The 24360-nt window shown below is 53.9% G+C and carries 25 protein-coding genes and 2 pseudogenes; 12 read left to right on the forward strand and 15 right to left on the reverse strand.

Going from position 1 to position 24360, the window contains the following annotated elements:
• Positions 1-173 precede the first annotated feature (173 nt).
• The 5 genes from FFI95_RS03735 (at position 174) to FFI95_RS03755 (ending at position 5439) form a co-directional block, all read left to right on the forward strand.
• Complete coding sequence (locus FFI95_RS03735; RefSeq protein WP_144821045.1) at positions 174-1448, forward strand: MFS transporter; 1275 nt, start codon at positions 174-176, stop codon at positions 1446-1448.
• A 135-nt stretch (positions 1449-1583) separates the two neighbouring features.
• On the forward strand, positions 1584-2009 hold the full coding sequence (locus FFI95_RS03740) for a MarR family transcriptional regulator (RefSeq protein WP_144821046.1): 426 nt from the start codon (positions 1584-1586) through the stop codon (positions 2007-2009).
• An 86-nt stretch (positions 2010-2095) separates the two neighbouring features.
• On the forward strand, positions 2096-3148 hold the full coding sequence (locus tag FFI95_RS03745; protein ID WP_144821047.1) for a L,D-transpeptidase family protein: 1053 nt from the start codon (positions 2096-2098) through the stop codon (positions 3146-3148).
• 33 nt (positions 3149-3181) lie between these two features.
• Positions 3182-4642 carry an NfeD family protein gene (locus tag FFI95_RS03750; RefSeq protein ID WP_144821048.1) on the forward strand — a complete coding sequence of 487 codons (1461 nt, stop codon included), beginning with the start codon at positions 3182-3184 and terminating at the stop codon, positions 4640-4642.
• Entirely contained in the window at positions 4639-5439 is an 801-nt protein-coding gene (locus FFI95_RS03755; RefSeq protein ID WP_144821049.1) for a slipin family protein, read from the forward strand. The genes FFI95_RS03750 and FFI95_RS03755 overlap by 4 nt, the downstream gene beginning before the upstream one ends.
• A gap of 43 nt (positions 5440-5482) precedes the next feature.
• Here FFI95_RS03755 and FFI95_RS03760 read toward each other — a convergent pair whose 3' ends face one another.
• From FFI95_RS03760 to FFI95_RS03775, 4 genes are all read right to left on the reverse strand, one after another.
• Positions 5483-5764 (reverse strand): Lpp/OprI family alanine-zipper lipoprotein, encoded by a 282-nt coding sequence (locus FFI95_RS03760; protein ID WP_144821050.1) that lies wholly within the window; start codon positions 5762-5764, stop codon positions 5483-5485.
• Positions 5765-5969: 205 nt separating this feature from the next.
• The gene (locus tag FFI95_RS03765; protein WP_144821051.1) at positions 5970-6530 is read right to left on the reverse strand and encodes a L,D-transpeptidase family protein; all 561 of its coding nucleotides are present in this window, start codon (positions 6528-6530) and stop codon (positions 5970-5972) included.
• 103 nt (positions 6531-6633) lie between these two features.
• Positions 6634-8346 (reverse strand): potassium/proton antiporter, encoded by a 1713-nt coding sequence (locus tag FFI95_RS03770; RefSeq protein WP_144821052.1) that lies wholly within the window; start codon positions 8344-8346, stop codon positions 6634-6636.
• 98 nt (positions 8347-8444) lie between these two features.
• The gene (locus FFI95_RS03775; protein WP_144821053.1) at positions 8445-8837 is read right to left on the reverse strand and encodes a substrate-binding domain-containing protein; all 393 of its coding nucleotides are present in this window, start codon (positions 8835-8837) and stop codon (positions 8445-8447) included.
• Here FFI95_RS03775 and FFI95_RS15355 point away from each other — a divergent pair.
• From FFI95_RS15355 to FFI95_RS03790, 4 genes and pseudogenes are all read left to right on the forward strand, one after another.
• Positions 8777-9145: pseudogene (locus tag FFI95_RS15355) on the forward strand (hypothetical protein); the annotation flags it as partial. The gene FFI95_RS03775 and the pseudogene FFI95_RS15355 overlap by 61 nt on opposite strands.
• Positions 9121-10307 (forward strand): annotated as a pseudogene (locus FFI95_RS03780) (molybdopterin oxidoreductase family protein); the annotation flags it as partial. The pseudogenes FFI95_RS15355 and FFI95_RS03780, both read left to right, overlap by 25 nt.
• Positions 10288-11160, forward strand: coding sequence for a formate dehydrogenase accessory sulfurtransferase FdhD (gene fdhD, locus FFI95_RS03785; protein WP_144821054.1), 873 nt, complete (start codon positions 10288-10290; stop codon positions 11158-11160). The pseudogene FFI95_RS03780 and the gene fdhD, both read left to right, overlap by 20 nt.
• Positions 11160-11405: a formate dehydrogenase subunit delta gene (locus FFI95_RS03790; RefSeq protein WP_144821055.1), complete on the forward strand. Its 246-nt coding sequence runs from the start codon at positions 11160-11162 to the stop codon at positions 11403-11405. Before fdhD ends, FFI95_RS03790 begins: the two co-directional genes overlap by 1 nt.
• Before the next feature lie 115 nt (positions 11406-11520).
• On the opposite strand, the gene FFI95_RS03795 is transcribed toward FFI95_RS03790, so the two are convergent.
• The 10 genes from FFI95_RS03795 to FFI95_RS03840 form a co-directional block, all read right to left on the reverse strand.
• On the reverse strand, positions 11521-12747 hold the full coding sequence (locus tag FFI95_RS03795) for a type II restriction endonuclease (RefSeq protein WP_144821056.1): 1227 nt from the start codon (positions 12745-12747) through the stop codon (positions 11521-11523).
• Positions 12748-12813: 66 nt separating this feature from the next.
• Entirely contained in the window at positions 12814-13560 is a 747-nt protein-coding gene (locus FFI95_RS03800) for a DUF6339 family protein (RefSeq protein WP_144821057.1), read from the reverse strand.
• Entirely contained in the window at positions 13560-14390 is an 831-nt protein-coding gene (locus FFI95_RS03805) for a hypothetical protein (protein ID WP_144821058.1), read from the reverse strand. The genes FFI95_RS03800 and FFI95_RS03805 overlap by 1 nt, the downstream gene beginning before the upstream one ends.
• Complete coding sequence (locus FFI95_RS03810) at positions 14374-16278, reverse strand: hypothetical protein (protein ID WP_144821059.1); 1905 nt, start codon at positions 16276-16278, stop codon at positions 14374-14376. The genes FFI95_RS03805 and FFI95_RS03810 overlap by 17 nt, the downstream gene beginning before the upstream one ends.
• Before the next feature lie 143 nt (positions 16279-16421).
• The gene (locus FFI95_RS03815; RefSeq protein WP_144821060.1) at positions 16422-16895 is read right to left on the reverse strand and encodes a very short patch repair endonuclease; all 474 of its coding nucleotides are present in this window, start codon (positions 16893-16895) and stop codon (positions 16422-16424) included.
• A 2-nt stretch (positions 16896-16897) separates the two neighbouring features.
• Positions 16898-18253 (reverse strand): DNA (cytosine-5-)-methyltransferase, encoded by a 1356-nt coding sequence (dcm, locus tag FFI95_RS03820; protein WP_144821061.1) that lies wholly within the window; start codon positions 18251-18253, stop codon positions 16898-16900.
• A gap of 274 nt (positions 18254-18527) precedes the next feature.
• Positions 18528-18935, reverse strand: a complete 408-nt coding sequence (locus FFI95_RS03825; RefSeq protein ID WP_144821062.1) for a hypothetical protein — start codon at positions 18933-18935, stop codon at positions 18528-18530.
• Between the two features lie 177 nt (positions 18936-19112).
• Positions 19113-20423, reverse strand: coding sequence for an NAD(P)/FAD-dependent oxidoreductase (locus FFI95_RS03830; RefSeq protein ID WP_144821063.1), 1311 nt, complete (start codon positions 20421-20423; stop codon positions 19113-19115).
• A gap of 163 nt (positions 20424-20586) precedes the next feature.
• The gene (locus FFI95_RS03835; protein WP_144821064.1) at positions 20587-21327 is read right to left on the reverse strand and encodes a spermidine synthase; all 741 of its coding nucleotides are present in this window, start codon (positions 21325-21327) and stop codon (positions 20587-20589) included.
• 24 nt (positions 21328-21351) lie between these two features.
• Positions 21352-21684, reverse strand: coding sequence for an ankyrin repeat domain-containing protein (locus tag FFI95_RS03840; protein ID WP_144821065.1), 333 nt, complete (start codon positions 21682-21684; stop codon positions 21352-21354).
• 142 nt (positions 21685-21826) lie between these two features.
• Here FFI95_RS03840 and FFI95_RS03845 point away from each other — a divergent pair, with 142 nt between their 5' ends.
• Together FFI95_RS03845 and FFI95_RS03850 are read left to right on the forward strand one after the other, a co-directional pair.
• Complete coding sequence (locus tag FFI95_RS03845; RefSeq protein WP_144821066.1) at positions 21827-22450, forward strand: YbhB/YbcL family Raf kinase inhibitor-like protein; 624 nt, start codon at positions 21827-21829, stop codon at positions 22448-22450.
• Between the two features lie 115 nt (positions 22451-22565).
• Positions 22566-22760, forward strand: coding sequence for a hypothetical protein (locus FFI95_RS03850; protein ID WP_144821067.1), 195 nt, complete (start codon positions 22566-22568; stop codon positions 22758-22760).
• Between the two features lie 6 nt (positions 22761-22766).
• Here the strand turns inward: FFI95_RS03850 and FFI95_RS03855 are convergent, their stop codons facing one another.
• Entirely contained in the window at positions 22767-23522 is a 756-nt protein-coding gene (locus FFI95_RS03855; protein ID WP_144821068.1) for a C40 family peptidase, read from the reverse strand.
• A 307-nt stretch (positions 23523-23829) separates the two neighbouring features.
• On the opposite strand from FFI95_RS03855, the gene ectA reads away from it, so the two are divergent.
• On the forward strand, positions 23830-24345 hold the full coding sequence (ectA, locus tag FFI95_RS03860) for a diaminobutyrate acetyltransferase (protein ID WP_144821069.1): 516 nt from the start codon (positions 23830-23832) through the stop codon (positions 24343-24345).
• Positions 24346-24360 lie beyond the last annotated feature (15 nt).

Consider the following 24360-nt stretch of genomic DNA (forward strand, 5'->3'; position numbering starts at 1 on the left):
TATTTATACTACCGGTTATGGCTTTTCAGGTCTGTTACGGCGCATTAATGTAAAACAGTGTAAAACATCCCTGTATGGCCACACGACCTCCGGATTGTTGCGGGAAATGCTTAGTAGGCGAAATCTTCAGGGCCTGATGTAATAACATACCAGCAAACTCCGGAGTTGCCATTATGACCCGAATGGTCACTTCTCTTTCAGCCCTCCTTTTAAGTGTCATATTGCTGATCAGCGGAAACGCTTTTCTGATGACGTTGCTGGGCATTCGTTTAAGTATTGAGTCGGTCTCACCGGATGTTATTGGCTGGGTGCTGGTGTGTTACTCGGTGGGCTTTGTTCTGGGTACGCTTTATGTGTATCACATCATCAAGCGAGTGGGGCATATACGGGCATTTGCCATACTTGCAGCGATTGCAGCTGTTACCGCTCTGTTGTACCCGATCGCGGTATCGATGCTTTTCTGGGCGCTATTGCGGGCGGTATCAGGCTTTACGGTTGCGGGTGTGCTGCTGATCATTGAAAGCTGGTTCTCCAGTCGTGCCAGTAACAGTAACCGGGCAGCCCTGTTTGCGGTATACCAGGTTGTTTTCTTTCTCTCGATTGCCGGCGGCCAACTGATCGTGAATGTGGGCGATCCGTCCGGCTTTCTGCCATTTTCCCTGGCCGCAATTCTGTTAACGCTGGCTTTAATACCCTTGTCTCTGACCCGCATGGAAGCGCCAGCAGCAGGGAAGGCCCGGCGGATCTCTTTTTTCACCCTGGCCCGTGAATCGTTCTCCGGAGTAGCAGGGTCTTTGGTTTGCGGTGCTTTGATCGGAGGTTTTTATGCCCTTGGTCCGGTTTACGCCACGTTGGTCGGGCTGGATGTTGCAAAAACCTCTGTATTCATGTTCAGCGCAATCATAGCGGCCACGCTTCTCGCCTGGCCTTTGGGGATAATATGCGACCGTTTTGATCGTCGGCGTGTGATGTTCTGGGTTGCACTTCTGGCCTCCCTTGCCGCTGTCGCTGTTGCTCTCTTCGGGGCCGGCAACCTGTGGCAGCTTATGCTGCTTACAGGCGTGTTTATTGGTCTTTCCTCTACTATTTACCCTATCTCTGTTGCGATCACGAATGACCGCATGGAAAGCACGCGCATTGTCGCCGCCAGTGCTACTCTGCTTCTCAGTTATGGCATAGGCAGCGTAATTGGCCCGGTTGTCATGGCTGAGCTAATCAGTCTTGTGGGTCCGGAAGGTCTGTTTATGGGCAGTGCCGGATTTTTGATCATTCTTGCGATTGTTACGTCGCTTCGTATCAACTACACAGACGATATTGCCGTGGAAGATCAGGAACATTATGTACCCGCAATGCCAGACTCATCAGCGGTGCTGGCTGAACTGGATCCACGGAACACAGAATTCCAGGAATCTCCCGAGTCTGGAGAACTAAACGAAAAAACCGGGTAATCGCTCACATAACGAGTGCATGTTTTTATATCAATAAATAGCTTACTAGTGGTATGTTTTGTGTAATGTAAGCTTGTTGATTGATACTGTTTGATTAGCGGGGCCGTAAACTGGCGCCGGACCGGAGTAATAAAGATGAAAGATGAATTTCCCTTTGCCGTTGCCCGAGTCACCAGACGCTGGCGTAAGCTGCTGGATGAGCGCCTGAAAGATCTGGGGGTTACCCAGGCTCGCTGGACAACGATGGTCTACCTGCAACAAGGTGGTGAGGGTCTGACCCAGCGTGAGCTGGCGGCCCTTATGGCTATTGAAAACCCGACACTTGTGCGTCTGCTGGACAGCCTGGAACAACAGAATCTGATTGAGCGCCGGGCCTGTCCCCACGATCGCCGGGCACGGCGCCTGCACCTGACAGATGAGGGTCGGGAGTTCATGGAGGTTTTAACAGACCGGGCTAATACGTTGCGTGATGAAATGCTTGCAGGCATCAGCGATGAAGACATGGATACAGCGCTGACGGTTTTCCATACAATCATGGAGAATGCGGAAAAGCAGAAATAAGCTATGGAGCGGCAATAGCATACTGTTACCCGTCAATATACCGGTTATCATGGGTGTCCATGAGGTGGCTTTTTGGAACAGGATATATGGGGTTTAAAAATTATTCCGCGCTGATATTGCTGGTGTGTGGGTTTGTTTTCCAGCCCTTGTGGGCTGCTGAGGCAAGCAGCGCTTCTGATTCTTCGGCCTCCGAAGAGCAGGAAACAGACCGGGATCCTCGGGTACCAACCTTCAGAATTCACGGTGATCTGGCGGGTGAGCTGGGTGTCTATACGACCCGGTATGAAGACACGTTTGCAGAAATAGGCAACCAGCTTGCTCTGGGTTATCTGGAGCTGGCGAAAGCCAACCCCGGCGTGGACCCCTGGTTACCGGGTGACGGCACCAGAATCACCCTGCCGCGCCAGTATGTGATGCCGGATGCACGCCGCGAGGGGATCGTGATTAACCTGGCTGAGTACCGGCTTTACTACTTTACTGAAGATAGTGTGCAGGTTTATCCCGTGGGTGTAGGCACCACAGAGAACCCTTCGCCTGTGACTGACGCTGAGGTAACCATGCCTCTGGAGTCGCCCGCATGGTATCCCCCTGCCAGTATACGTGCAGAATACGAGGCTTCCGGTGATTCCCTGCCCCGGATGATACCACCCGGCCCTGGCAACCCCCTGGGCAGTCATGCGCTGATGCTGAGTGAGAAGGGCTACCTGATTCATGGAACCAACAAGAAGTTTGGTGTGGGGATGGGCGTCAGTCACGGCTGTTTCCGTATGTATAACGAAGATATATCCCGCTTTGTTTACCAGGTGGAGAAAGGCACCCCGGTTCAGGTTGTGAATGATCCGGTAAAAATGGGGATTTCCGGAGGCGAGGTCTGGCTTGAAGTGCACCGCCCTGATGAAGACTACAGCCAGGAGGACAGAGACCGCCTCTGGCAGGAAGTCAGCAAAGAAGTGGATGCCTTCCGTCAGCAGCACCCGGGTGTCGAGATACAGCGCCGGGCGATTGAGCTGGCGGTAGATCAGGCGGACGGCATTCCGGCTCTGGTCGGCGAGCAGGTTTCACAGGTGGCCTCAGACGAAACACCGAAGGACAAAAATAACCCGGCACCGGAAGAGCAGGGCCAGACACTGTATTTCTGACTCTGTTGGTGCCTGGTTGGCACTGGAGGCAATATGCAGTCCTATCATTCCGTAAATTCAGGCAGGAAGACCTGGCTCAGGGTATGGGCTGTGGTTTTTCTGGTCGGCACACTGCTTGCTGTGGCGTCACTGGGGCACCAGGTGTTTGCTCAGCAGAAGAGCCCGGGGGCTGCGCTGGTACTTACCGTGGAAGGTGCTATTGGCCCTGCCACCATGGATTATGTGGTGCGCGGGATTGAAACGGCAGAGGCCGACGGTGCGGAGCTCATCGTTCTCGAGATTGATACGCCCGGCGGACTCATGGAGTCCACTCGGGGAATCATCAAAACCATTCTTGGGTCGGATGTGCCGGTTGTCACCTACGTGACACCTCAGGGCGCACGGGCCGCCAGTGCCGGAACCTATATCCTCTACGGCAGCCATGTTGCCGCTATGGCCCCTGCTACCCATCTGGGATCTGCAACACCGGTGCAGATGGGCGGGCTTCCCGGAAGCCAGGAGCCACCCGCCGACTCTCAGCCGGAACAGGAGCCAGCTAAAAATAAACAAAGCGAAGAGTCCGGCAGTGAAAACGAGTCACAGGCCGATAAACGTCGTGGCGAAACAGCCATGGAACGCAAGGTGCTGGAGGATGCTGTCAGCTACATACGCGGTCTGGCGGAGCGCCACGACAGAAACGCCGATTGGGCGGAAGAGGCGGTTCGTGAAGCCGTAAACCTTGGGGCTCGTGAGGCGCTTGAGATCAACGTTGTGGATGTTGTGGCGGCAGACTTGCCGGACCTTCTGTCTCAGCTTGATGGCCACACAGTACAGCTGGCCTCAGGCGATACCACCTTGCAGACCGCGGAGCTTGAGATAATCCGCATGCCGCCAGACTGGCGTACCAGCCTGCTTTCTGTCATTACCAACCCCAATGTTGCCTACTTCCTCATGATTATCGGGTTTTACGGCATCATTTTTGAACTGGCCAATCCGGGCGCCGTGGTGCCAGGGGTCGTGGGTGCAATCTGTCTGATACTGGCCATGTTCGCGTTTCAGGTATTGTCTGTGAACTACGCCGGTCTGGCGCTGATATTTCTGGGGCTGGGGTTTATCGTTGGTGAGTCCCTGGTGCCCAGTTTTGGCATTCTTGGTGTGGGTGGCATAGTGGCTTTTATTGCCGGATCGGTCATTCTGATGGATGGCAACCACCGGGCGGTCTCTTTGCCTGCCATTGGCGGGGTTGCGGCTGTAGCGGCTGGCTTCATCCTGTGGATGGTCACCCGGCTTGTCAGATTGCGTAAAAAAGCTCCGGTAAGCGGTAGCGAGCAGATACTCCGGGAGCAGGCCGTTGCTCTGGATGATTTCCAGAAAACGGGTGAGGGGTATCAGGGGCATGTCCGACTGAGCGGTGAGCGCTGGAAAGCTGTCAGCCGCCAACCCGTCCGTCGGAATGATGTATTACAGGTCACCGGAATTGATGGCCTGACTGTGAGCGTAAAGGAGGCCGTATGACTGGTAACTTTATTTCCTGGCTGGCACCCGCAGTAGTCTTGCTATTGATACTTGGGGCCGCCATTAAAATCCTTCCCGAGTACCAACGAGGAGTGGTGTTCTTTCTGGGGCGTTTTCAGGGTGTTAAGGGCCCTGGACTGATTTTCGTTATTCCCGGCATTCAGCAGATTGTGCGGGTGGACCTTCGGGTTATCACGCTGGATGTGCCCAGCCAGGATGTGATTTCCCGGGACAACGTAACGGTACGGGTGAATGCCGTGCTCTACTTCCGGGTGGTGGACCCGGAGCGCGCCATCATTCGTGTTGAGGACTTCAATTCCGCCACCAGCCAGCTATCCCAGACGACGCTGCGCTCGGTGCTGGGCAAGCATGATCTGGATGAGATGCTTTCGGAGCGGGATAAACTGAATGCTGATATTCAGGAGATTATTGATGCTCAGACTGAAGAATGGGGCATTAAGGTTGCGAATGTTGAAATCAAACATGTAGACCTTGATGAATCAATGATCCGGGCGATTGCACGCCAGGCTGAAGCAGAGCGTGAGCGGCGGGCCAAGGTGATTCATGCGGAAGGTGAGTTGCAGGCATCGAAAAAGCTGGTGGAGGCGGCTACGGTGATGTCCGCAGATCCGGGATCCATGCAGCTGCGCTATATGCAAACTCTGTCAGATATGAGCAATACCAACTCATCCACAATTGTTTTTCCACTACCGATGGACATGATCAAAACGTTCATGGACAAAGGCCAGGCTGGCAATCAACCAAAACAACCTGAATCAGAAAACACAGACACATAAAAAAAGGCCGGGAATCCCGGCCTTTTTTTACTGCGATTAAGCCTTACTTCTGGCTTGCACGCTGGAGCATACGCTTTGCACGCTCGTTAGCTTCGTCAGCAGACTTCTGCGCTGCTTTCGCCGCGGCCAGTGCCTGATCTGCTGTCTGCTGTGCAGAGCGCGCAGAGCTGGCGGCGCTGTTAGCGGTGTTCATTGCCTTGTCTGCTGTCTGCTCGGCAGAGGTGGCAGTTGCATTAGCTTCGTCCAGAGCGCCTTGGTCGGTTGTTGCACAGCCTGCAGTAACAGCAGCAGCCAGTGCGATTCCGGCGATCGTCAGTTTACGCATTATAAATCCCCTTATTAGTCGAGTTACTTCCTGTTGACCCGAAAGTCAGTTCAGACAACGTCCTGTCAGCTAAAGCCTGATAGGCATTGACTACCGGAGTCACTAAACAGTGTAAAACACTATCAAAGAAAATGTTAACTAACTATACGTAAATTTTCTCAAGGTATGACGACAACGTAATAAACATGTCATTAGTGTAGGGGGATCAGGGGGTAATCTGAATCGGCGTGCCATCGTTGACCAGTTGCCAGATTTCATCCATTTCCTGATTGTTAACGGCGATGCAGCCATTGGTCCAGTCCAGCCCTCTGAACGCAAATGCCATATCTTCGGAACCGTTAGGCAGGCCATGAATCATAATGCTGCCGCCCGGATTCTGTCCCCAGTTTTCGGCCATTTTACGGTCTTTTGCGCTTGGATAAGAGATATGGATAGACTTATAAAAATCACTTCCCGGGTTGCGCCAGTCCAGTGTGTAGTTGCCTTCCGGCGTGCGCTCGTCGCCTTCGTAGAGTTTGTGTCCCTCAGGGTTATCTCCAAGGGAAATGCGATAACTCCGGATAACTTCCTCACCGCTCATTAAGTAAAGCCGGCGTTTTGCTTTTTTTACCAATACCTTGTTAATCACCAGGGGTTCAGATGGTGTATCCGTGGCTGAAGGCATGCGGGCATCTGCTTTGGCCAGCAACTCAGAGCCATAGGCTGGAATATTTACGATAAGAAAAAGCGCGAAAAAACACTGGATTAATAAACGGGATATAACCATAAAACTAACTTACCAATAATTAATCTTTGTGCAGATGAGTTTATAGCACAATCTGACAGATTAATTGGTGTATGAGTTTGTTAATTTTTATAGTGATGCGGACTCAGGCGTCCATTTTCAGGCCAACCTTTGTTACCTGGTCAGCCCGGGTATCTCTGGCCACCAGCGTTACCGGACCAAGGACAACTTTGTCGCCGATAACCGGGTGCCCTTTGGTGCGTTTGGCAAAGCATTCTGCCAGAGACATCTCCGGCGACAGCTCTTTGAACTCAATGCCATAAACCTGCTCTACGTCCCCGAGTAAGGCATCCCCATTAAGGACAAAGTCCCCGAAAAACGTTCGGTCGGCAAGGTATCTGGGCGCTTCCCGCCCACTCAGGGACTTGCCCAGCTCTTTCAGCACATCAGGCGTGGCAAACATGGCGACCATATCTCCGCTGGACACTTTCAGGTCCGCTTTGGGCTGCAGGCAAACCCGGTTACGGAACACTCCGGCAACCGCCGTATTTTTGGGAAAACGCAACTGGCCCAGCAATCTGGGCGTCTCCCAGTTCTTGCCTCGCAGGGGGAACAGCATCAGTTCATGGTCGCCGGTTGCCGGGGCATCCAGCGGCAGGCGCCGGTAGGGCTCGCCATCGGTGGGGATTTCCAGCCGCAGCAGACGCGCAAGCGGTGTCAGGGTAGTGCCCTGCACCAGCAGGGAAACCAGCACAATGAAGAAGGCTGCGTGGAAAACCACTTGCGCTTCAGGCAGGTTGGCAATAATCGGGAACAGCGCCAACACAATAGGCACTGCGCCTCGCAGGCCTACCCAGCTGATAAAGCCAAGCTCCCGGGCATTGAAACCAAATGGCCATATCGTCGCCAGAACGGTTATCGGACGAATAACAAAGATCAGCGCCAGGGCCAGCACCAGACCGCTGCCAGCAAGAGGAAGCAGGTCTGAGGGATTAACCAGCAAACCAAGAATCAGGAACAGGCACAGTTGCGCCAGCCAGGCGAGGCCATCATGCACCTGCAGAATCATGGGCATCATGCGCACATCCCGGTTGCCAATGACGACCCCGCTCAGATAAATAGCCAGAAAGCCACTGCCGCCCAGAGCGTTGATCGCCGAGAACACAGAAATACCGGCCGCCCCGACCAGCAAAGGATACAGGGATGGCGTCAAACGTATCCGGTTAGCCAGTTCGGCAATCAGGTAGCCGCCTATGATGCCGCCGGCACCGCCGATGCTGAATTGCTTGAGAAGCAGAATCAGTGAATCCTGAATCGCATGGTCGCCATTGCTGCCAATGAGAGTGACCATCATCAGTGTCAGGAAAATAGCCATGGGGTCGTTACTGCCGGATTCGATCTCCAGCGTGGCACTCACCCGCTCGTTCAGGTGCAGTCCGCGCCCCTGTAACAGCGAAAATACAGCCGCTGCGTCGGTTGATGAAATAATGGAGCCAACCAGCAGGGCCGTCATCCAGTGCAGGTCAAACACCAGCCAGGCAACCACAGCTGCACCCAGGGCGGTCATTGCGACGCCCACAGTGGCCAGAATCAGTGCCGGCCTGAGGCCCACCCGGAAGGTTTCCGCCCGGGTGCGCATGCCGCCATCAAGCAGAATAACGCCCAGTGCCAGATTGGCGACCAGAAAAGATAGCTGAAAGTCATCAAACTCAATGCCACCTGGCCCGTCTTTGCCCATCATCATGCCGACCACCAGAAAAATCAGCAGAACCGGCAAGCCGACGCGGCTTGAGAGCGGGCTCAGCACGATACTGATGACAAGCATCAGGGCGCCGACCAGGGTGAGCATTGGATCCATCAGAACTCCATTTAAAGAATGCATGCCGGAGAGGGGCGGTTGGCGGCGCTTGTGTCACATTTTTGCAGCCCGCCCAGCGATTTTACCAAGTTTGCCCATCACTGGCCTGATAGACAAGTAGGTGTGTTCCCACCAAAGCCCACGTCTGCCATGCCGGAAGCTACAAAAGCGGCAATGGCCGTGTGTGTGAACTCCGGCTGAGCACTGCGATTAATGCTGGCTTCAGCCAGCCCCTGCTGTTTCAGTAGCAGGTTAAACAGAATGCGTGTGCCGGAATGGCGATCACGGCTGATAAAGGGAAGGCCCGAATCACTCAGGTCTCTGAGGCTGCGGATATTCGGGTGCTCACCCTTGCGCATCATCAGGCCTTCGCACCGGGTAACAAAACGCACCAGGCGGTGTTCGTGGCTGTCCAGCTGGTTCTGTTTGTATTGATGATTATATTGCTCATGATGGCTTCGCCGGTTTGGAGAAAGCCGCTGCGCTGACACCTCAGAACATTGTGGATGAAGTAAAAGCCTCCGGTCTTCGCGGTCGTGGCGGCGCAGCCTTCCCCGCAGGCATCAAATGGCAGACGGTGCTGGATGAGCCTCACGGCCAGCAAAAATACGTGGTGTGCAACGCCGATTACGGCATGGGCCATTCCCTGGGCACCCTGCCCATCCAGCTGGCAGGCAACATCAAACAGGGTGGCCTGATTGAGCTGGCCTTTGGCGTAACCCTGCGCAAAGTTCTGGAAGATTTTGGGGCCGGCACCTTTACCGGCAGGCCCATCAAAGCTGTGCAGGCCTGCCCCCCTCCACGCTGATGGAAAAAACCGTAATTGAAGAAGGCCTGCCCGACCACAGCGTTGTGACCACCTGCGCCTATTGCGGCGTCGGTTGCTCATTCAAGGCGGAGATGAAAGGCGGCCAGGTACTTCGCATGGTTCCCTACAAAGGCGGCGAGGCCAACCACGGCCATTCCTGCGTGAAAGGTCGCTTTGCCTTTGGCTATGCCACCCACGAGGATCGCATTCGGGAGCCGATGATCCGCGATTCCATCAACGACCCCTGGAAAGTTGTGTCCTGGGACGAAGCGCTGGCATTTTCGGCGAAAAAGCTCAAAGGCATTCAAGCCCAATACGGCCGTGAAAGCATCGGCGGCATTACCTCCTCACGCTGCACCAACGAAGAAACCTATCTGGTGCAGAAACTGGTGCGTGCGGCCTTTGGCAACAACAATACGGATACCTGTGCCCGGGTATGCCATTCCCCTACCGGCTATGGCCTGAAAACCAACCTGGCGCTGGCCACCGGCAACATTGGCAAAGAAGGCGGGGGTGTTAACCCGTTACGGGGACAGAACAACGTGCAGGGCGAAGACATTGCCTAGTCAGACCCTAATACCCAGCACGTGGAATCGGCGCTGAAAGCGCTGGATTGCCTGATTGTGCAGGACATCTTCCTCAACGAAACCGCCAAGTTTGCCCATGGGGTTATCCCATGCACTACAACCATCCCTCTGAAATCATGGATGAAATCGCCTCATTAACCCCCACATTTACCGGCGTGAACTACAACAAGCTGGGGCAGTTGGGCAGCATTCAGTGGTCCTGTAACGAAGACTACCCGGAAGGCACGCCCACCATGCACACGGTGGATTTCCCCATCGGCAAGGGCCGGTTTGCTGTGACCGAGTATCTGGCCAGCGAAGAGCGCGCCAACCGCCGCTTCCCGTTGCTGCTGACCACAGGGCGAATTCTCTCCCAGTATAACGTCGGCGCTCAGACCCGTCGCACCAGCAACAGCGACTGGGCCACCAACTGCCCCGAGTACAAGGTCACAGCCGTGCAGGTCGAGAAAGTGTCCCGGCCATCGGAGTGGCAGCGCGACTTTGTGGATTTCGACAAGCGCCAGCAGGCACTGCTGAAGCCGGCCATGGGTAAGCAGGAAGAGAGTCATGCAGACACACTCAAGTAGCCAGGCAATGGCTGCTATGGAAGACTCATTCGCCAGCCATTCACGCTCACCAATGAGTGAAACCCGGGTAAGCGTGCGTGGGGGTATCGAAGGTGCCCGCTCCCGGGATCTGGTTGCGGAAGAAGTTCCGGTAGCCATGGTTTATAACGGCGTGTCCCATGCGGTAATGATGGCCTCGCCCTGTGATCTCGAAGATTTTGCTCTGGGCTTCAGCCTGAGCGAAGGCATTCTGCAACGGCCTGACCAGCTGTTCAGTGTTGAGATAAAGCCGGGCGAAGACGGCATAGAAGTGGACATGCACATTGCCGGCGATTGCTATGCCCGCCTGCGGGAGCAGCGCCGCAACATGGCGGGGCGAACCGGTTGCGGGCTCTGCGGTACAGAGTCACTGGCCCACGTGGTGCGAACCCTTGAGCGGGTCGCCCCACAGCCTCTGCCCAGTGACATGGCTGTGCAGGATGCACTGAAAAACCTGAAAAAAAGTCAGCCCCTGCAACTGCAAACCGGCGCTACCCATGGTGCGGCCTGGTGCGATTCACGGGGCAGAATCGTTCGGGCCAGGGAAGATGTCGGCCGACATAACGCCCTGGATAAACTGATTGGCGCCCACATACGGGAGCATGGCGAACAAGCCTTCAGTAACGGCTTTGCGCTGATCTCCAGCCGGGCCAGTTTTGAAATGGTACAGAAAAGCGCCAGCGTGGGTATAGGGAATCTGGTGGCGGTATCTGCCCCTACGGCTTTGGCCATTCGGGAGGCCCGTGAAAGCGGCATGAACCTCATCGGCTTTGCCCGCCCCGGGCGGCACGTAATTTATACCAGCGGTGATGACACAGCTCAGGAGAATCTGTAGTGAGCGAACAGCAATTAAACAACCTGATCAAAATGCTCGATCAGATTATTGCCAACAACCTGCACCATGGCGACGACGATAAAGTAACCGACGTCGCCGCTGACCATCTGCAAAAGTTCTGGGCCCGAAGCATGAAGCAACAAGTGATTGCCTATGCCAACGAGAACCCGGCAGGGCTATCGGAGTTGTCGCGGCAGGCGATCAATAAGCTGGCGGAAAACTGGGAAAATACTGCCCGGGCCTGATATCGGGTTGTGGCAACGGGTAATGCCGAACACTATTTGAAGATTGCTTCGGTAATGATCTGGCTGCCGCAGAGGATCAGGCCTAGGTATCTGATCAGATCAATGAAAAGGTAATCTACACTGCCTGCCTAACCATTTTGATAAAATCCGCTATCGAGTATAACCAGTTTTGTTGTGCTTCAGTGAAGCTCCCATGGATGGCTTTCGGTATGACCAACTGCAGATTATTAGCGCTCATCTCGTCGGTCTGGGGCGAACTGATACCAGCCTCTAGTGTTGCCAAAAATTTTCGGTCCTGAAGGTCACCTTCTGACAGAACCTGTCTCCACCGATCTTTACACGTTGTTTTTGCACCGAGAAGAAAGATCTTTTCCCTTGGATACTTTGGGTCGTGATAAGCGCTAAAGCTGGGAAACAGAAAGTCAGGCTTCGCCTTGTTTTCAGTTACGTTCGTACCGCCGCCCTTCTGGAATGGGAGGTTGTTATGCTGAAAAATAAACCCTAGATGATTCTCAAAAGCATGACCGGCCCGGGATTTCCGGCGGTTCTGAACGCTCAGAGAGAATGCAATGAACTCATCTACATCGTCTCCTGAAGCGCCGAAACCTGAGCGAATTCTTTCAGATACTACATGCCGTTCGTATGCTCTGAATAGCGCCTCCTCACGCTCCATCCAACCTATCAGGGCTTCATCGGAATCTGCGATACAATCAAAGTCGGTTACTTCTCTGGCTAGAGCGGAGAACTCTGCTGTTTTGGGAAATTTGTCGGGAAATCTCGTCAATAGCATATCAAGGTCATTCTGAACCTCCCTCTCGTCGAATGCTTTGACACCAAGGTCTTCAAGCAGCAATTTAATCGGAAGGATGAGAGTCTGCGGCGGCATGGATGCAGAGGTGAAGTCTTGGTCAATATCCGACAACCCAAAAAGGTGGCGTAGCTGAAATTCTACGGATGAGCCGGCCGGAGTAAAAAGAAGGAGGAGGCTTCCGTCGCGCTTCTTGGCTACGAGGAAGAAATCCGTCGGCTGGATCAGTTCCGTTACAGGGTTGGATTTGTAGTAAAGCCGGTATTCCGGTGAGCGTTTCGGGTTTTTCCAGCGCGCGTCGTACCAAGTGACTTCATCCCGGCAGAACTCAGTATTTTTTTCGTCCGTAAGGTATGCCATCGTCCCCGGGAAGTGGGACCTGTCAGACTTTCCGGGAGTCCCAAGATAGCCTTTGAATCCGACACTGGGCAACCCGCCAATTTCATGTTGGTTAGACCTGGCCGGGTCAGCATCTACAGCGCTCAGATACTTTGCTGCCGCGCCCTCAAAAATTTCATTTACCGAATCGAACACTGCAATACCTCCACTCGGAAAATTCTGAAAACGTTAGAAATTACAATGGTGAGCTTGGGAGTTGGATCAGAATGCAAAGGCTGACTTGGTGCGATCCAGACACCTATTCATCAACTGGTCTATCTCCGTTTCTTTCATTGCCTCGAAGACCTTACCAGCTCCAGCTTTATTGAGCTCAGTCATGAATTTGCGCCAGCGTTCCTCACGCGCGAGAACCCATTCATCCGAAGCGAAAGTCCTGAGTATACCGGCGGAAATTGCAGGGCGGATAAACAGTCCGGGACGCTCAACGGTGTTGAGCCGCATGTCGGTTGATCGGAATATAATACTCAGTGCCTTCTCAGGATCCTCAGGCATCAGTCTCTGCGCAATCCAGTAGTTCCACCAGAGCCGCGAAACAGCATTATCATCTCTCCATCTCGTCCGGGTATCAGCAAAAAAATGAGCACGGATCGCCTTAGTAAGAGCCTCTCCTGTTTTCCCTTCAAGCCAGCGCTTTTGAGAGAATCCGAGGCATTCAAGGTGAGTAAACCGGATCCAGATTCTGTTTTCAGTTGCCAGAGAAGGCGTGAGGCTGCTGAGTGACCGCCATACAAGTATTGAGTTATTAATCTCCGCTTCAGCGGTCCTCGCCGGGTCCAGCTCCTTCAGAGGGCCAGGATCGTAGGTGAGATTGGTAGCAATTTCCCAGTTTCCCTGCTCTGCCAGATCCTGAAATCCTTCCGAGCAATATCGATCCACGTTTTCATCTATTGAATCGATCAGTTGATCGGCAACCGCCTGACCAACATAAAGTACTTTGTTCAGGCTCATTAACTCAGCGCCTCCACCGCTTCATGTACCTTGCCGACCGGGCAGTCGAGTAATAACTGCGCTTTTCTCAGGAGGTCTTTTCCGTCGAGTTCTACTCCTACCTGACGGCAACGGGATTCGATTGCCCGGTACCACCTGAGATGATCACACTTATCCCTGGAAGCGACATCAAGCACCTCAATAAGGCACGGGAGGTACAACGATGACAGCAGTATCTGACGTCCATGGCCGCTGTTCCGGACCTGATTAAGTGAGTTGTATAGCGTTGGATGAACCTGAATAACGATCGCCTGGGTATCTGTACCTACCCTGAACAAGCCGTTCTCAACACTGCTCGTCGATTCAAGACGGAATACAGATTCCATCGGGACCAGCTTATCCAGCCCAGCCTCAAATTCGAACTCGTCACTCACGCCAGCGAGAGAGTATTTCCTTAGCAGAAAATCCTGTTCTCCGAACTCTTCATGTATCAAGCCTGCGGGCACCGACAAGGTTTCTGCAGCAACATAGATAATGGCTCTAAGCTTAACCACGCCCCTGAGATTCCCGCCGGCAACGGTTACCTTCCAGTTGCCGGGGGAGATGGCAAGAAACTCTGAAAAGTAGGTATGTTCGCAGGTGATGTATAATCCGCACTCAAGCATTCCCTCAGCAAGCGCATGATCGAGAAACTGTTCGCCTGGCCGGAGCTCTCCCCGAATCTCGACTTCACCGGTTTCAGTTACTTCCCGGACGGGCTCAACTTCCAGACTGAACTTTGCTGCTGGATAATCATCCGTAAAGCTGGCCAGTACCGGGTACGGGAAACGGGTATCACCCTTGAGCTTCATGATCATTTTCCTCTTTCAGTCTGAGCGAGACTTCAATTGGCCCTTCATATGGTTCAGCCAGTTCAACCGAAATCGCTATCCGCTCCCCTTCTTTCAGCTCAATCTCACATGCACCCTTAGTTACCTTATGTCCCGTTGCTGCGACTATAGGCAGGTTTTCTTCATCGGCAATACCAGCGGCAATGACCTCCAGGCTTGCCGGGCCCGACTTCTCTGGCGTAAAAAAGATCATTCTGGACCGGGTATCACCTCCCTGGACGGTATTGCGCAATCCCTTTATAGGGACCGGCCCTCCACGGGGGCCAGATGCTCCACCCTTTCCTCCACCGGCTCCGGGTCCGCTGGTAGCTCCTCCGCTTCCTCCCGGTTTCTCGCCGCCGCTTCCGCCTTCTGATCCACCAGACACAGATGCACCTGAGCTCTCCGGTTTCTTCCGCATCTTCACTTTAATCGATGCGGGGTCTTTTTCGCTGTTGCCCGTGTTCTGCATTCTGTCGGTTTTATCTTCCGGAGCTGAGAAAAAGTCATTGAGATCATCCAGCTGAATTTCGTCATCCGGCGGGAGCGTGGTGTGACTTTTTATCTTTTCCCGGATCCAGGAGTTCATTTTGTTGACGGCTGCTCTCAGAGAGCGACTCAGCTGGGGGTCTTCAATCCGCTCGGGAGAAAGCTCATCATGTCTTGGATTCTCAAGAGCCCTGATGTTGGCGGAGGCGCTGTCATCAATTGGCTCAATCACTGCGATGAAGTCTTTCTGCAGGGGAAACCGGGCAAGTTTCTCTCTGAAATGCCTGAAGCGGGACGTGATGAACATGCCATTCCGGATCAGACCAACCTGCTTCTCAAGCCGGTCTTCAATCAGGATAGACAGCTTAACTCTGCCCAGTCCGTGAATGGTCTCCTCGTAACGAGCGCTCTCAGGACTTGTGAGGCAGCGATAGAGGTTATGACTGAACTTCAGATCTTCGTCAGAGCCGCGGCTGGAGGCGACTTCACGGAGTGTTTCGTTTGCAAACAGTCCTGGCAGAGTATCGCGGTTAATAACGAGCTCATCCCCAACCTCAAAAATCACTTTCCCGTTGTGGACAGCGGTGAAAAAATTACGCACCAGAGATTCAGCGATACGCCAGTCCCACTGTTCCTCTGACAAAAAACCAAGCGCTGTCACTGTAGTCCCTGGCTCGGTTCTCTGCAGCCATTCAGGCAACCCTGATACGTTTGTGGCGGGCATATAATTTTCGGCTTCGCCCCAGTATCCCGTTGCGCTGTGCTCCTGGCCGGGGCCTTTGCTGTGGGAAACGAGAATAGCTTTGGCCTGCGCCAGGAACTGATTGTTACCAGATGAATCTTCGTAGACCGTTGAATAGAAGACGCTTCTCAGGGCTGAGACTGCGTACGCAGCGTTCTTCCCGATACCGAAGGAGCCTCCTGAGGTATCATCGCCTTTCTTACTCACGCCTTTGGCTTTGATGAGAGCGTGATAAGGTGTACCAGGTTCGCATGGGCCAATGAGCCCCGTGGTCCCCTCATCGATCACGTGCAGCAGGTCTATTTCCGTGGCGCTGGCAATTCGTCTGGCCCGCTCAAAGAACTGAATTTCTTTATCGTCTCGCCTGTTTCTTGCACGACTCAGGCAGGCATCGATAGTCGCTCTGAATCCAGCGATATCAGGCACAGTCTCAGTCGGTACAGTTTCTTTCCAGAAGCGGATAATTACCCGTTCGACATTTCCATCCGGTCCGGAGCGCCGGGCAGCATCGATACTGTTTTGGCCACATTCGCGGGCGAGGCCGGCGAAGGGCGCATCTCTGAAAGTCTCAATACCTGCATCTGCAAGTCCCTCATCTTCTCCCGCCTCATTCCGCAAAAACTTCCACAGCAATGCCATAATGCGATGGCCTCCCTTTATGCCCGGCGTTGGATCTTTCAGGGATTTAATGTCGCATTTATATTACCGCCAGTCCAGGCTAAGGGGGGCTGATGCGAGTAGGTGGAGCAGCTGAAGGGGAAGGATTAACAGACCACCACGGGTCAGGCGGGAGTAGTGATTGAGTGCCCCTCTATCTGTCCGAAGTCAGTACCGTTAAGGATCCATTCTGCTACCAGATCCGACATTGACTCATGGTTCAGCCGCCCCGGCCCCTTAAAAGCACATTCCCAGACTTCAAGCACACGCCAGCCCATCTCTCTGAGGGCGGCTATATTCCGCTGATCACGGTCTTTATTAGCGGTTATCTTGTCTTCCCAGAACTCCCGGCGGGTAGCTGGCAGGCGAAACATCGGACACCCTGTATGACCGTGCCAGAAGCACCCCTGAACAAATATGGCGGCACGATACTTGGGGAGGACGATATCAGGTTTGCCCGGAAGGTCTTTGCGGTGGATGCGAAACCGGAAGCCTCTGCTGAACAGACTCTTTCTCAGCAAGACTTCCGGCTTCGTATTTTTCCCTTTGATAGCCGCCATGTTGCGGCTGCGGGTAGCGGGATCGTGAACGTCAGCCATCGTCAGGCTGCTTCTGTTCTGCGCCCTTCATTTCTGATGCGGGCCTCCAGTACGCGCGGTTTCATCATTTTAGCTACAGCCCGGAATACAGGAACGGCGACGGAATTGCCGAACTGCTTATAAGCCTGCGTGTCAGACACCGGAACCTTGAAATTAGATTCCCCGGGGCCGTCAAATCCCATCAGCCTTGCACATTCGGCAGGCGTGAGTCGCCGCGGGCGATTACTCTGGTTGATCATATCGTCAAAGCCGGCATCCGTATCCCAGCCACGATCAACAAGAATCTCTGATCCGTCCTTGTAGTACCTTGCGGAAAGTGTTCTCGCCACATCGTGAGCCCCGGTAAGACCAAACCCGAACCCATTCCCTTTTGCTTTGTGCTTGGCTGCGTAGTCGTACAGGTACTTCCACAGTTTAGGAGTAAGGATGTACTTATCGTCGACCTCGTCTTCAGGATCGAGAATGTCGCCAAATGATGGTACCCGCTCCGGGAAATGCTTGCTGATATCCTTCAGCGTAAAGCCATGGTGGACATTCAGATCACGGCGGAAGCCCACCAGCACGATGCGCTCCCTGTGCTGTGGAACGAAGTGCCTCGCATCAATGATTTTCGGGTCGTGGGAACCATCGTAATGTACATCGGCGACCTCGTAGCCAAGTTCGTCGAGTGTCTGCAGAATCACCTTGAAGGTCTTACCCTTATCGTGGCTCTTCAGGTTTTTTACGTTTTCCAGAAGAAAGGCGGATGGGCGTTTTGCCTCGATAATACGGGCTACGTCAAAGAAAAGCGTACCCTGGGTGTTGCACTCGAAGCCGTGGACTCTGCCCAGAGAGTTCTTCTTGGAGACACCTGCGATAGAGAACGGCTGACAGGGAAAGCCGGCCAGTAAAACGTCGTGGTCAGGAATGAGCTTGTCTATATGGGCGTACGCTTCTTCCTCTGAAATCTCGGGGCGATCAGAGAGGGTTACTTCGCGGATATCTTCATTGAAGACATGCTCATCGTCGTTGTAATGGTTCGCCTTATAGGTGCGGACGGCGTATTTATTCCACTCGCTGGTGAATACACACTTTCCGCCGGCTTCTTCAAAGCCTCTTCTGATTCCGCCGATGCCGGCAAACAGGTCTATAAACCTGAACTCATGCCCGGAATTCTGAAAAGGCTTGGGGAGCAGCGCCTGAAGATGTTCAAACTCACCGTGGCTGAGCTTTCTGTCCACCTTACCCCTGACCCAGCGGTTAATAGTTTCGCGACACCATGAATCAAATCCCAGACCATCAAGGGTTTCAGCGATATAACCTTGGTCATAAATTTCAAGCAGCTGGTTTAAAAGCGCCAAACCTTCTTTATCCTTCATTACCCGCTCCTCTCTGGGTCAATCCTGTGATGATTCATCACATAGTTGTTCCATTTTAATCAGTTTTCGAAAGCCAATCCAGGAATTACTGGAAGAAACTAGCGAAAATCCCAACATATAATTGGAGCAAAACTGTCGGGTTTTTATTTTATGCGAGTGTTCCATAAAGAACGCTCGCACCGAAGCCATTGCTCCAGTCATTGACGATCTATCAGACTGGATTATCGGCTCGGGCTGCTTTGGTGAAACCAGCCCGGCTCAGCCTTGAACTTCGTCAGCTAAAAGATGCCTTGATATCGATATAGTTCGCAGCGCTTCCTTCTCTTCCTGATCTCAACCAGCCATCAAGTGCATCCGCAACAGCATTGAAGTGATCGCATATTTTCTGAACGTTCCAGCCCCATTCGTAAAAGCTACCAATTTTGGAGCCCCTCAGGTCGTCGTCGATCAGGTACATATTGTGGTCGCAATAGGTGCCAACCTCGGGGAAGCTGGATATATCGGAGGGCAAGAAATTCTGTTCAATATCGCGCTCTATCCAGGCCTGACCTACGAGCACCCGATAATGAATAACTTCTTCCGGTCGAGCTGTCTCAGGATCAGGGATCGGAATATTCAGGCGCAGTGTTTTGTCTGCGCCTTGTTCCAGAATGCTTTTTTTAGATTGAATATCCTTATTCATCAGGGCACCTCGCCAGCAGTTACTGTGTTTATATACAGTAGTCTGGGAAGGCTTTATTTGCAAGCTTAAAAAGTAGGACTCTGATCAAAAAGCCGGGCAGTCGTTTTCATAGAACACAGCCGGTTAAAATACAGTGCATACCAGCGGTCTCACTTCCGGAAGAGTAGCTGAGCCCCATCAATGCAACTTCAACCTGGGCTGCATCGCCCGGCTGATCTTATCCATAAGCCAGATTACGCCTGTCCTCAGGAAACCATGCAAAGCCACCTGGTGCATACGGTATAGCGATACGTAAAACAGCCGGGCTACCTTGCCTTCAATAAACATGCTGCGGCCCGAGAGATTGCCCATCAGGTTGCCAACCGTGGTGTAGTGGCTGAAGTTGATCAGCGAGCCATAGTCATTGTATTCAAAGGGTACCGCAGCCTTGCCTTCCAGGCGGTTACGCAGGGTTTTAAACAGGGTGTCGGCCTGCTGGTGGGCAGCCTGGGCCCGGGGCGCGACGGGCCTGTCAGAGCCGGGTTGCGGGCAGGCGGCGCAATCGCCAAAGGCAAAAATGTTGTCGTCTTTGGTTGTTTGCAGGGTCTGGTGTACGACCAGCTGATTGCCACGGTTGGATTCCAGGCCATCGAGGTTGGCCAGGAATGCCGGTGCTTTAATGCCGGCGGCCCAGATGGTCATTTCCGAAGGCAGCTCCGTGCCATCCTGCAACACCACAAGCCCGGGACGTATTTCGCTGACGGGCTGGCCCGTGAGAACGCTTATGTCCTGGTGGCAAAGCTCTTTGGTAGCAGCGGCTGACAATCGCCCCGGCAGAGCAGGCAGGATACGGTCCGCCGCCTCAATGACGTTTATGGAGACATCAGAGGCTTTCAGGTGGTTCATGCCATACACGGGCAGTTCGCGGGAAGCGTGCCGTAATTCGGCTGCCAGCTCAACGCCGGTCGCTCCGGCACCTATAATGCTGATATTGAGATCGTGGTCCCGGCCCTGTCTGGCTTCGTGGTTCTTGCGCAAAAAGGCATTGAGCATCAGGTTGTGGAAGCGGCGTGCCTGTTTGAGGCTGTCCAGAAACAGGCAGTTATCCTGTGCGCCGGGCGTGCCAAAGTCGTTCGCGGTACTGCCCACTGCTATAACCAGTGTGTCGTACTTCAGGTAACGCTCGGGGACCACTTCGTTTCCTTCATCATCCAGAAACGGCGCGATGGTAAGCTCTTTATGTTCGCGGTTGAGGCCGTTCATGCGCCCGAGCTGGAATTCGTAGTGATGTTTGCGGGCATGGGCGCGGTAGTTGATTTCGTTCGAGTTGGCGTCCAGTGAACCGGAGGCCACTTCGTGGAGCAGGGGTTTCCACACATGGGTCAGCCCGGCATCCACAAGGGTAATGCGGGCTTTGCCCTTTTTTCCGAGTTTTCTGCCCAGGCGGGTAACGAGCTCAAGACCGCCGGCGCCGCCGCCGACCACAACAATATGGTGAAGGTTATCCATGACAATCAGGCCTGTAAGTAATGAAAGCCAAAGGCTCTTTCAGTAAAAGCACTTGGCTGTCGTCACTGGAATCCGGTTACAGAGAGGGGTGCGGATCTGGCGGCGCTATACTAACGCGCAGCAGGCTGTGGATACAATTGCCTGGAGCAGGCGGCTGATGAGCTCAAAGCCGGCGGACTCTGCGCATTAACCGGCTCCAGTCGATCGGAAGCTGCTCCTCAAGGCCGGCAAGTAAAGGGTCTTTCCAGTGCAGGGGTGCAACGGGCTTTTTGCTGGCGTAGATAACAATGTTGTTGGTTTTGCTTTTGAACACCAGCAGATCGGCAAAGAGTCGGCGCAGCTGCCGGACGTAGGGGCCATCCGGGTCGGGGGCGCGATGAAAGTTCAGAACCAGCCAGCCATCCGAGCTTAATGCCCGGCTGCAGAGATCTACAAACTGCTGTTGAGCCTGTGCCGGGCTCATACGATCTGCACTGTACAGGTCTGCCAGAATCATGTCGGTACTGGCGCCGGGAAGGCCGCTCAGGGCATGGCGGGCATCGGCAATGGTCACGGTCAGGCGCTCGTTGTCAGGTAACTCGAAGTACTCTCTGGCCACCTCCAGTACAGCTTCCCGAAGCTCCACAGCATGTACACGGCACTCGGGATAAAGGTGAAGAAAGGCACTGGCCATTACGCCACCGCCAAGTCCGAGCAGCGTGATATGCTGCGGGTTGCTGAACGCTGCGGGCAGTAACATCGCACGACTGTATTCGTGTACGGGCAGGTAGGGGTATCGGCGGTCGATTTTGCTTTGCTCGAATATGGTATTGAACGTGAGCACCCGGTGTTTACGGTAATCGACCACCAGAATGCTGCCGAGTTTGTCCCGGCTGTGGTGAATAATCTCGCCTCTGTTGAACATGGAAGCCCTTGGTAAAAGCGGGAGCTAGGGCTCCAGGTGCCTGATAACGTTATCCGCACCTGCGGCGCGGGCAAGGCTGAGGGCAGTATCGCCCTCTGCGTTCTGCAGTTCCGGGTTGGCGCCCTTCTCCAGTAACAGCTGCACAGTTTCAGCATGGCCGTTACCGGCGGCAAGCATCAGCAGACTGTCGCCGTTGGTGGTGCGCATGTCTGGGGGTACCCCGGCGTCCAGCATGGGACGGAGCATTTGGGTGCCGCCGTTGCGTGCCAGTTCGAAGAGCCCCTGGGCAAAGGCAATCGCATCTTCATCCTGCTGGCTTTCGGGTTGTTGCGGCCGGTCGGGGTTGCGTTCGCTCATTGAAGCTCCTTTGCTCAGGTGGGTATGGACAGGCATACGATACCGCTGTTACACCTATTATCACAGAGCGGCGAGGTTTCTGGCACAATGACAGAAAAAAGAGTCCAGCTGACCGCTGTAATCACTCACAGGAGAAAATACCATGAAACTGAACGTTGAAGGCATTGAAGAGGGCAAGCCGGTCCCGGAAAAGTTCGCGTTCGGCGTCTATCACCCGGAAGATCATATGAGCTTTGGCCCTAACCGGAACCCTGAAATGTCCTGGGAGGGTGCGCCGGAAGGTACAAAAAGCTTTGTTGTTATGATGTTTGATCCGGATGTGCCCAGCATAGCGGACGATGCAAACCAGGAAGGCAAGACCATTTCAAAAGACATTCCACGGGTGGACTTCTTCCACTGGCTTTTGGTGGATATTCCTGCCAGCGTCAGCCGGATTCCGGAAGGCGAAGACAGTGATGGGGTAACGCCCAAGGGTAAAGAAGGCGGCCCGGGCCCGGTCGGTGTGCGCGGGGTAAACAACTTTACCCAGTTTTTGGCGGGCAACCCCGATATGGCGGGCACATACAGCGGCTATGACGGCCCTTGCCCTCCCTGGAACGACGAGATCGTGCATCATTATCATTACGAAGTGCATGCACTGGATGTGGAGTCCCTGGAGCTTTCCGGAGAGTTTGATGGAGAGGCGGTACGTAACGCCATGGCCGGCCATGTTCTGGCCAGCGCCAGAGTAACCGGCACTTATACGCTGAACCCGGATCTCCGCTAACCTCTTACGCCAGCCTGCATGCCTGGATCTGGTTTGCCTGCGCTTTTGCCGGCTCTTTGCTTGGCATTCGTCTGCGGCCCTGGTTCCGGTTGCCAAACTGATGGGGGAGGAAAGCATGAATCGAGCGTATAGCCGCAGCCGAATCCTGGTGATGCTCGGGGTTATTCTGGTACTCATTATGGCCGACCACCTGAGGAGCCCGACCTTTGCCTTTAATTCCGGACAGGGCAACGTACAAACGGCACTGAACCAGAAGGATGAAACCGCGTGTGCGCCTTGTGGAGCGCCCTGCCCTTCAACCCGGGATTAAGACAGGTTAAAGGTCGGCCCAGTTAATGGCCCTGAAATCGAAATTGTTTTCCAGCGTTGGCTTGATAATCCGGAAGTAAGGCGAGGCATCAAAGTCACGGGGCGTGAATAAAGAGGTTTGCCGGATCCGGTAATGCTCACGAATACAGTGCGCGCAATTCGGATCGTCCGCCGGAATTGAGTCAATGGTTGGAAGTATCGGATACCGCAGGCGCTGAAACCCTTCTGCGATGAATGTGGAGCATATGGCCCGGGTCGGGTCGCCGCTTCCCAGTGACAGCAACTTGTGCCTGTGTCGGGCAGGTACGGGTGGCGTCCGGATAAGGTAACGCGCCAGGTCAAAGACATTCTTCATGTCGTATCGCTGGCCCAGCCTGCTCAGCGCATAATCGGTGAGCATGTGCAGGTTCCCCTTATCAAGCCCCACGGGCCGGCATATGCGGGTATGGCTGTTGCGGTAAAAGTTAAGCGGCAGTGTACGAATGCCGAACTCCAGATCCGCCTCAACCAGTGTATGACAGTCACCGTTTTCTGACGTACCAAAGCCTGCATCCGGACCCAGATAGAGAGCAGCATGGGACCAGGTGGACTGGGTGAGATACTTTATGGCGACACTGATGCGGGTATTCCCCTCTACCAGCAGAATATCTCCGGGTCTGATCACTTTTTCCAGAGCTTCATAGGTTGAGGTGGGCACAGAGTGCTGTGCAACCTGCCTGGACAGGTAGGCGGCCAGGTGTCCCGATAGCCAGTCCAGAAACATGCAGTCCTCCGGTTTCAGCGTTTTTGTATTGATAGCACAGAACAGGCAAGCGAAGCAGCTCTTCGGAACCCGAATGATTTCCGCACACACAGATTGTTTTTATTTGGAGGCCTAAAGATTGGGCGCCTCCGTTATCGGCTTATCCCTCTGCTTTAGTTGATGTTTTCGGATGGCTGCAAGTGACTTGATTAGTTTCTTCAAGAAAATCAGAGATGCCCATAGCGAAATGCTGCCCCGGTTTACTTGAAATATGCTTGGTGGTCTATATAATTCAGCACTAACTTTTGTAAGGTGAACTACTTAGATTATGTCTTCAGAAGATTCGAATACCACCGCCATCACCCTTCGTACACCCTCCAAGGATGATGGCTTCAGGCTCCACCAGCTGGTAGCAGAGTGTCCCCCACTGGACACTAATTCAATTTACTGCAATCTGTTGCAGTGCAGCGACTTCGCCGATACCGGTGTTGCTGCGGAGAAAGACGGCGATCTGGTCGGCTTCATCTCCGGATACATCCCCCCCAACAAGCCCGAAACCGTATTTGTCTGGCAGGTTGCTGTTCACGAGAAAGGTCGTGGGCAGGGCCTTGCAAAGCGGATGCTGAAAGAGATTGTGGCGCGTGATGCATGCAAAAACGTCACGCACATGGAAACCACGATCACCGCTGACAACGAAGCATCATGGGCTTTGTTCCGCTCATTTGCGCGCGATCTGGGTGCCGAACTTGAACACCACGAGCACTTTGAGAAAGAAGCTCACTTTGGTGGCAGGCACGATTCCGAGTTTTTACTGCGCATCGGGCCGTTTACCAGCAAGCCCTGAGAATTTTTGCAGAGG

Origin of the sequence: Marinobacter piscis (assembly GCF_007671655.1) — a bacterium.
Taxonomy (GTDB): Bacteria; Pseudomonadota; Gammaproteobacteria; order Pseudomonadales; family Oleiphilaceae; genus Marinobacter; species Marinobacter piscensis.

What these genes read in the sequence shown, in the direction of transcription:
- FFI95_RS03805 (WP_144821058.1), bottom strand. Translation starts at nt 14,390, where the DNA reads ATGAAGCTCAAGGGTGATACCCGTTTCCCGTACCCGGTACTGGCCAGC.
- FFI95_RS03760 (WP_144821050.1), bottom strand. Translation starts at nt 5,764, where the DNA reads ATGCGTAAACTGACGATCGCCGGAATCGCACTGGCTGCTGCTGTTACT.
- FFI95_RS03740 (WP_144821046.1), top strand. Translation starts at nt 1,584, where the DNA reads ATGAAAGATGAATTTCCCTTTGCCGTTGCCCGAGTCACCAGACGCTGG.
- FFI95_RS03850 (WP_144821067.1), top strand. Translation starts at nt 22,566, where the DNA reads ATGAATCGAGCGTATAGCCGCAGCCGAATCCTGGTGATGCTCGGGGTT.
- FFI95_RS03830 (WP_144821063.1), bottom strand. Translation starts at nt 20,423, where the DNA reads ATGGATAACCTTCACCATATTGTTGTGGTCGGCGGCGGCGCCGGCGGT.
- FFI95_RS03825 (WP_144821062.1), bottom strand. Translation starts at nt 18,935, where the DNA reads ATGAATAAGGATATTCAATCTAAAAAAAGCATTCTGGAACAAGGCGCA.
- FFI95_RS03770 (WP_144821052.1), bottom strand. Translation starts at nt 8,346, where the DNA reads ATGGATCCAATGCTCACCCTGGTCGGCGCCCTGATGCTTGTCATCAGT.
- FFI95_RS03735 (WP_144821045.1), top strand. Translation starts at nt 174, where the DNA reads ATGACCCGAATGGTCACTTCTCTTTCAGCCCTCCTTTTAAGTGTCATA.
- FFI95_RS03745 (WP_144821047.1), top strand. Translation starts at nt 2,096, where the DNA reads ATGGGGTTTAAAAATTATTCCGCGCTGATATTGCTGGTGTGTGGGTTT.
- FFI95_RS03845 (WP_144821066.1), top strand. Translation starts at nt 21,827, where the DNA reads ATGAAACTGAACGTTGAAGGCATTGAAGAGGGCAAGCCGGTCCCGGAA.
- ectA (WP_144821069.1), top strand. Translation starts at nt 23,830, where the DNA reads ATGTCTTCAGAAGATTCGAATACCACCGCCATCACCCTTCGTACACCC.
- FFI95_RS03855 (WP_144821068.1), bottom strand. Translation starts at nt 23,522, where the DNA reads ATGTTTCTGGACTGGCTATCGGGACACCTGGCCGCCTACCTGTCCAGG.
- FFI95_RS03765 (WP_144821051.1), bottom strand. Translation starts at nt 6,530, where the DNA reads ATGGTTATATCCCGTTTATTAATCCAGTGTTTTTTCGCGCTTTTTCTT.
- dcm (WP_144821061.1), bottom strand. Translation starts at nt 18,253, where the DNA reads ATGAAGGATAAAGAAGGTTTGGCGCTTTTAAACCAGCTGCTTGAAATT.
- FFI95_RS03835 (WP_144821064.1), bottom strand. Translation starts at nt 21,327, where the DNA reads ATGTTCAACAGAGGCGAGATTATTCACCACAGCCGGGACAAACTCGGC.
- FFI95_RS03840 (WP_144821065.1), bottom strand. Translation starts at nt 21,684, where the DNA reads ATGAGCGAACGCAACCCCGACCGGCCGCAACAACCCGAAAGCCAGCAG.
- FFI95_RS03755 (WP_144821049.1), top strand. Translation starts at nt 4,639, where the DNA reads ATGACTGGTAACTTTATTTCCTGGCTGGCACCCGCAGTAGTCTTGCTA.
- FFI95_RS03810 (WP_144821059.1), bottom strand. Translation starts at nt 16,278, where the DNA reads ATGGCATTGCTGTGGAAGTTTTTGCGGAATGAGGCGGGAGAAGATGAG.
- FFI95_RS03750 (WP_144821048.1), top strand. Translation starts at nt 3,182, where the DNA reads ATGCAGTCCTATCATTCCGTAAATTCAGGCAGGAAGACCTGGCTCAGG.
- FFI95_RS03800 (WP_144821057.1), bottom strand. Translation starts at nt 13,560, where the DNA reads ATGAGCCTGAACAAAGTACTTTATGTTGGTCAGGCGGTTGCCGATCAA.
- FFI95_RS03815 (WP_144821060.1), bottom strand. Translation starts at nt 16,895, where the DNA reads ATGGCTGACGTTCACGATCCCGCTACCCGCAGCCGCAACATGGCGGCT.
- fdhD (WP_144821054.1), top strand. Translation starts at nt 10,288, where the DNA reads ATGCAGACACACTCAAGTAGCCAGGCAATGGCTGCTATGGAAGACTCA.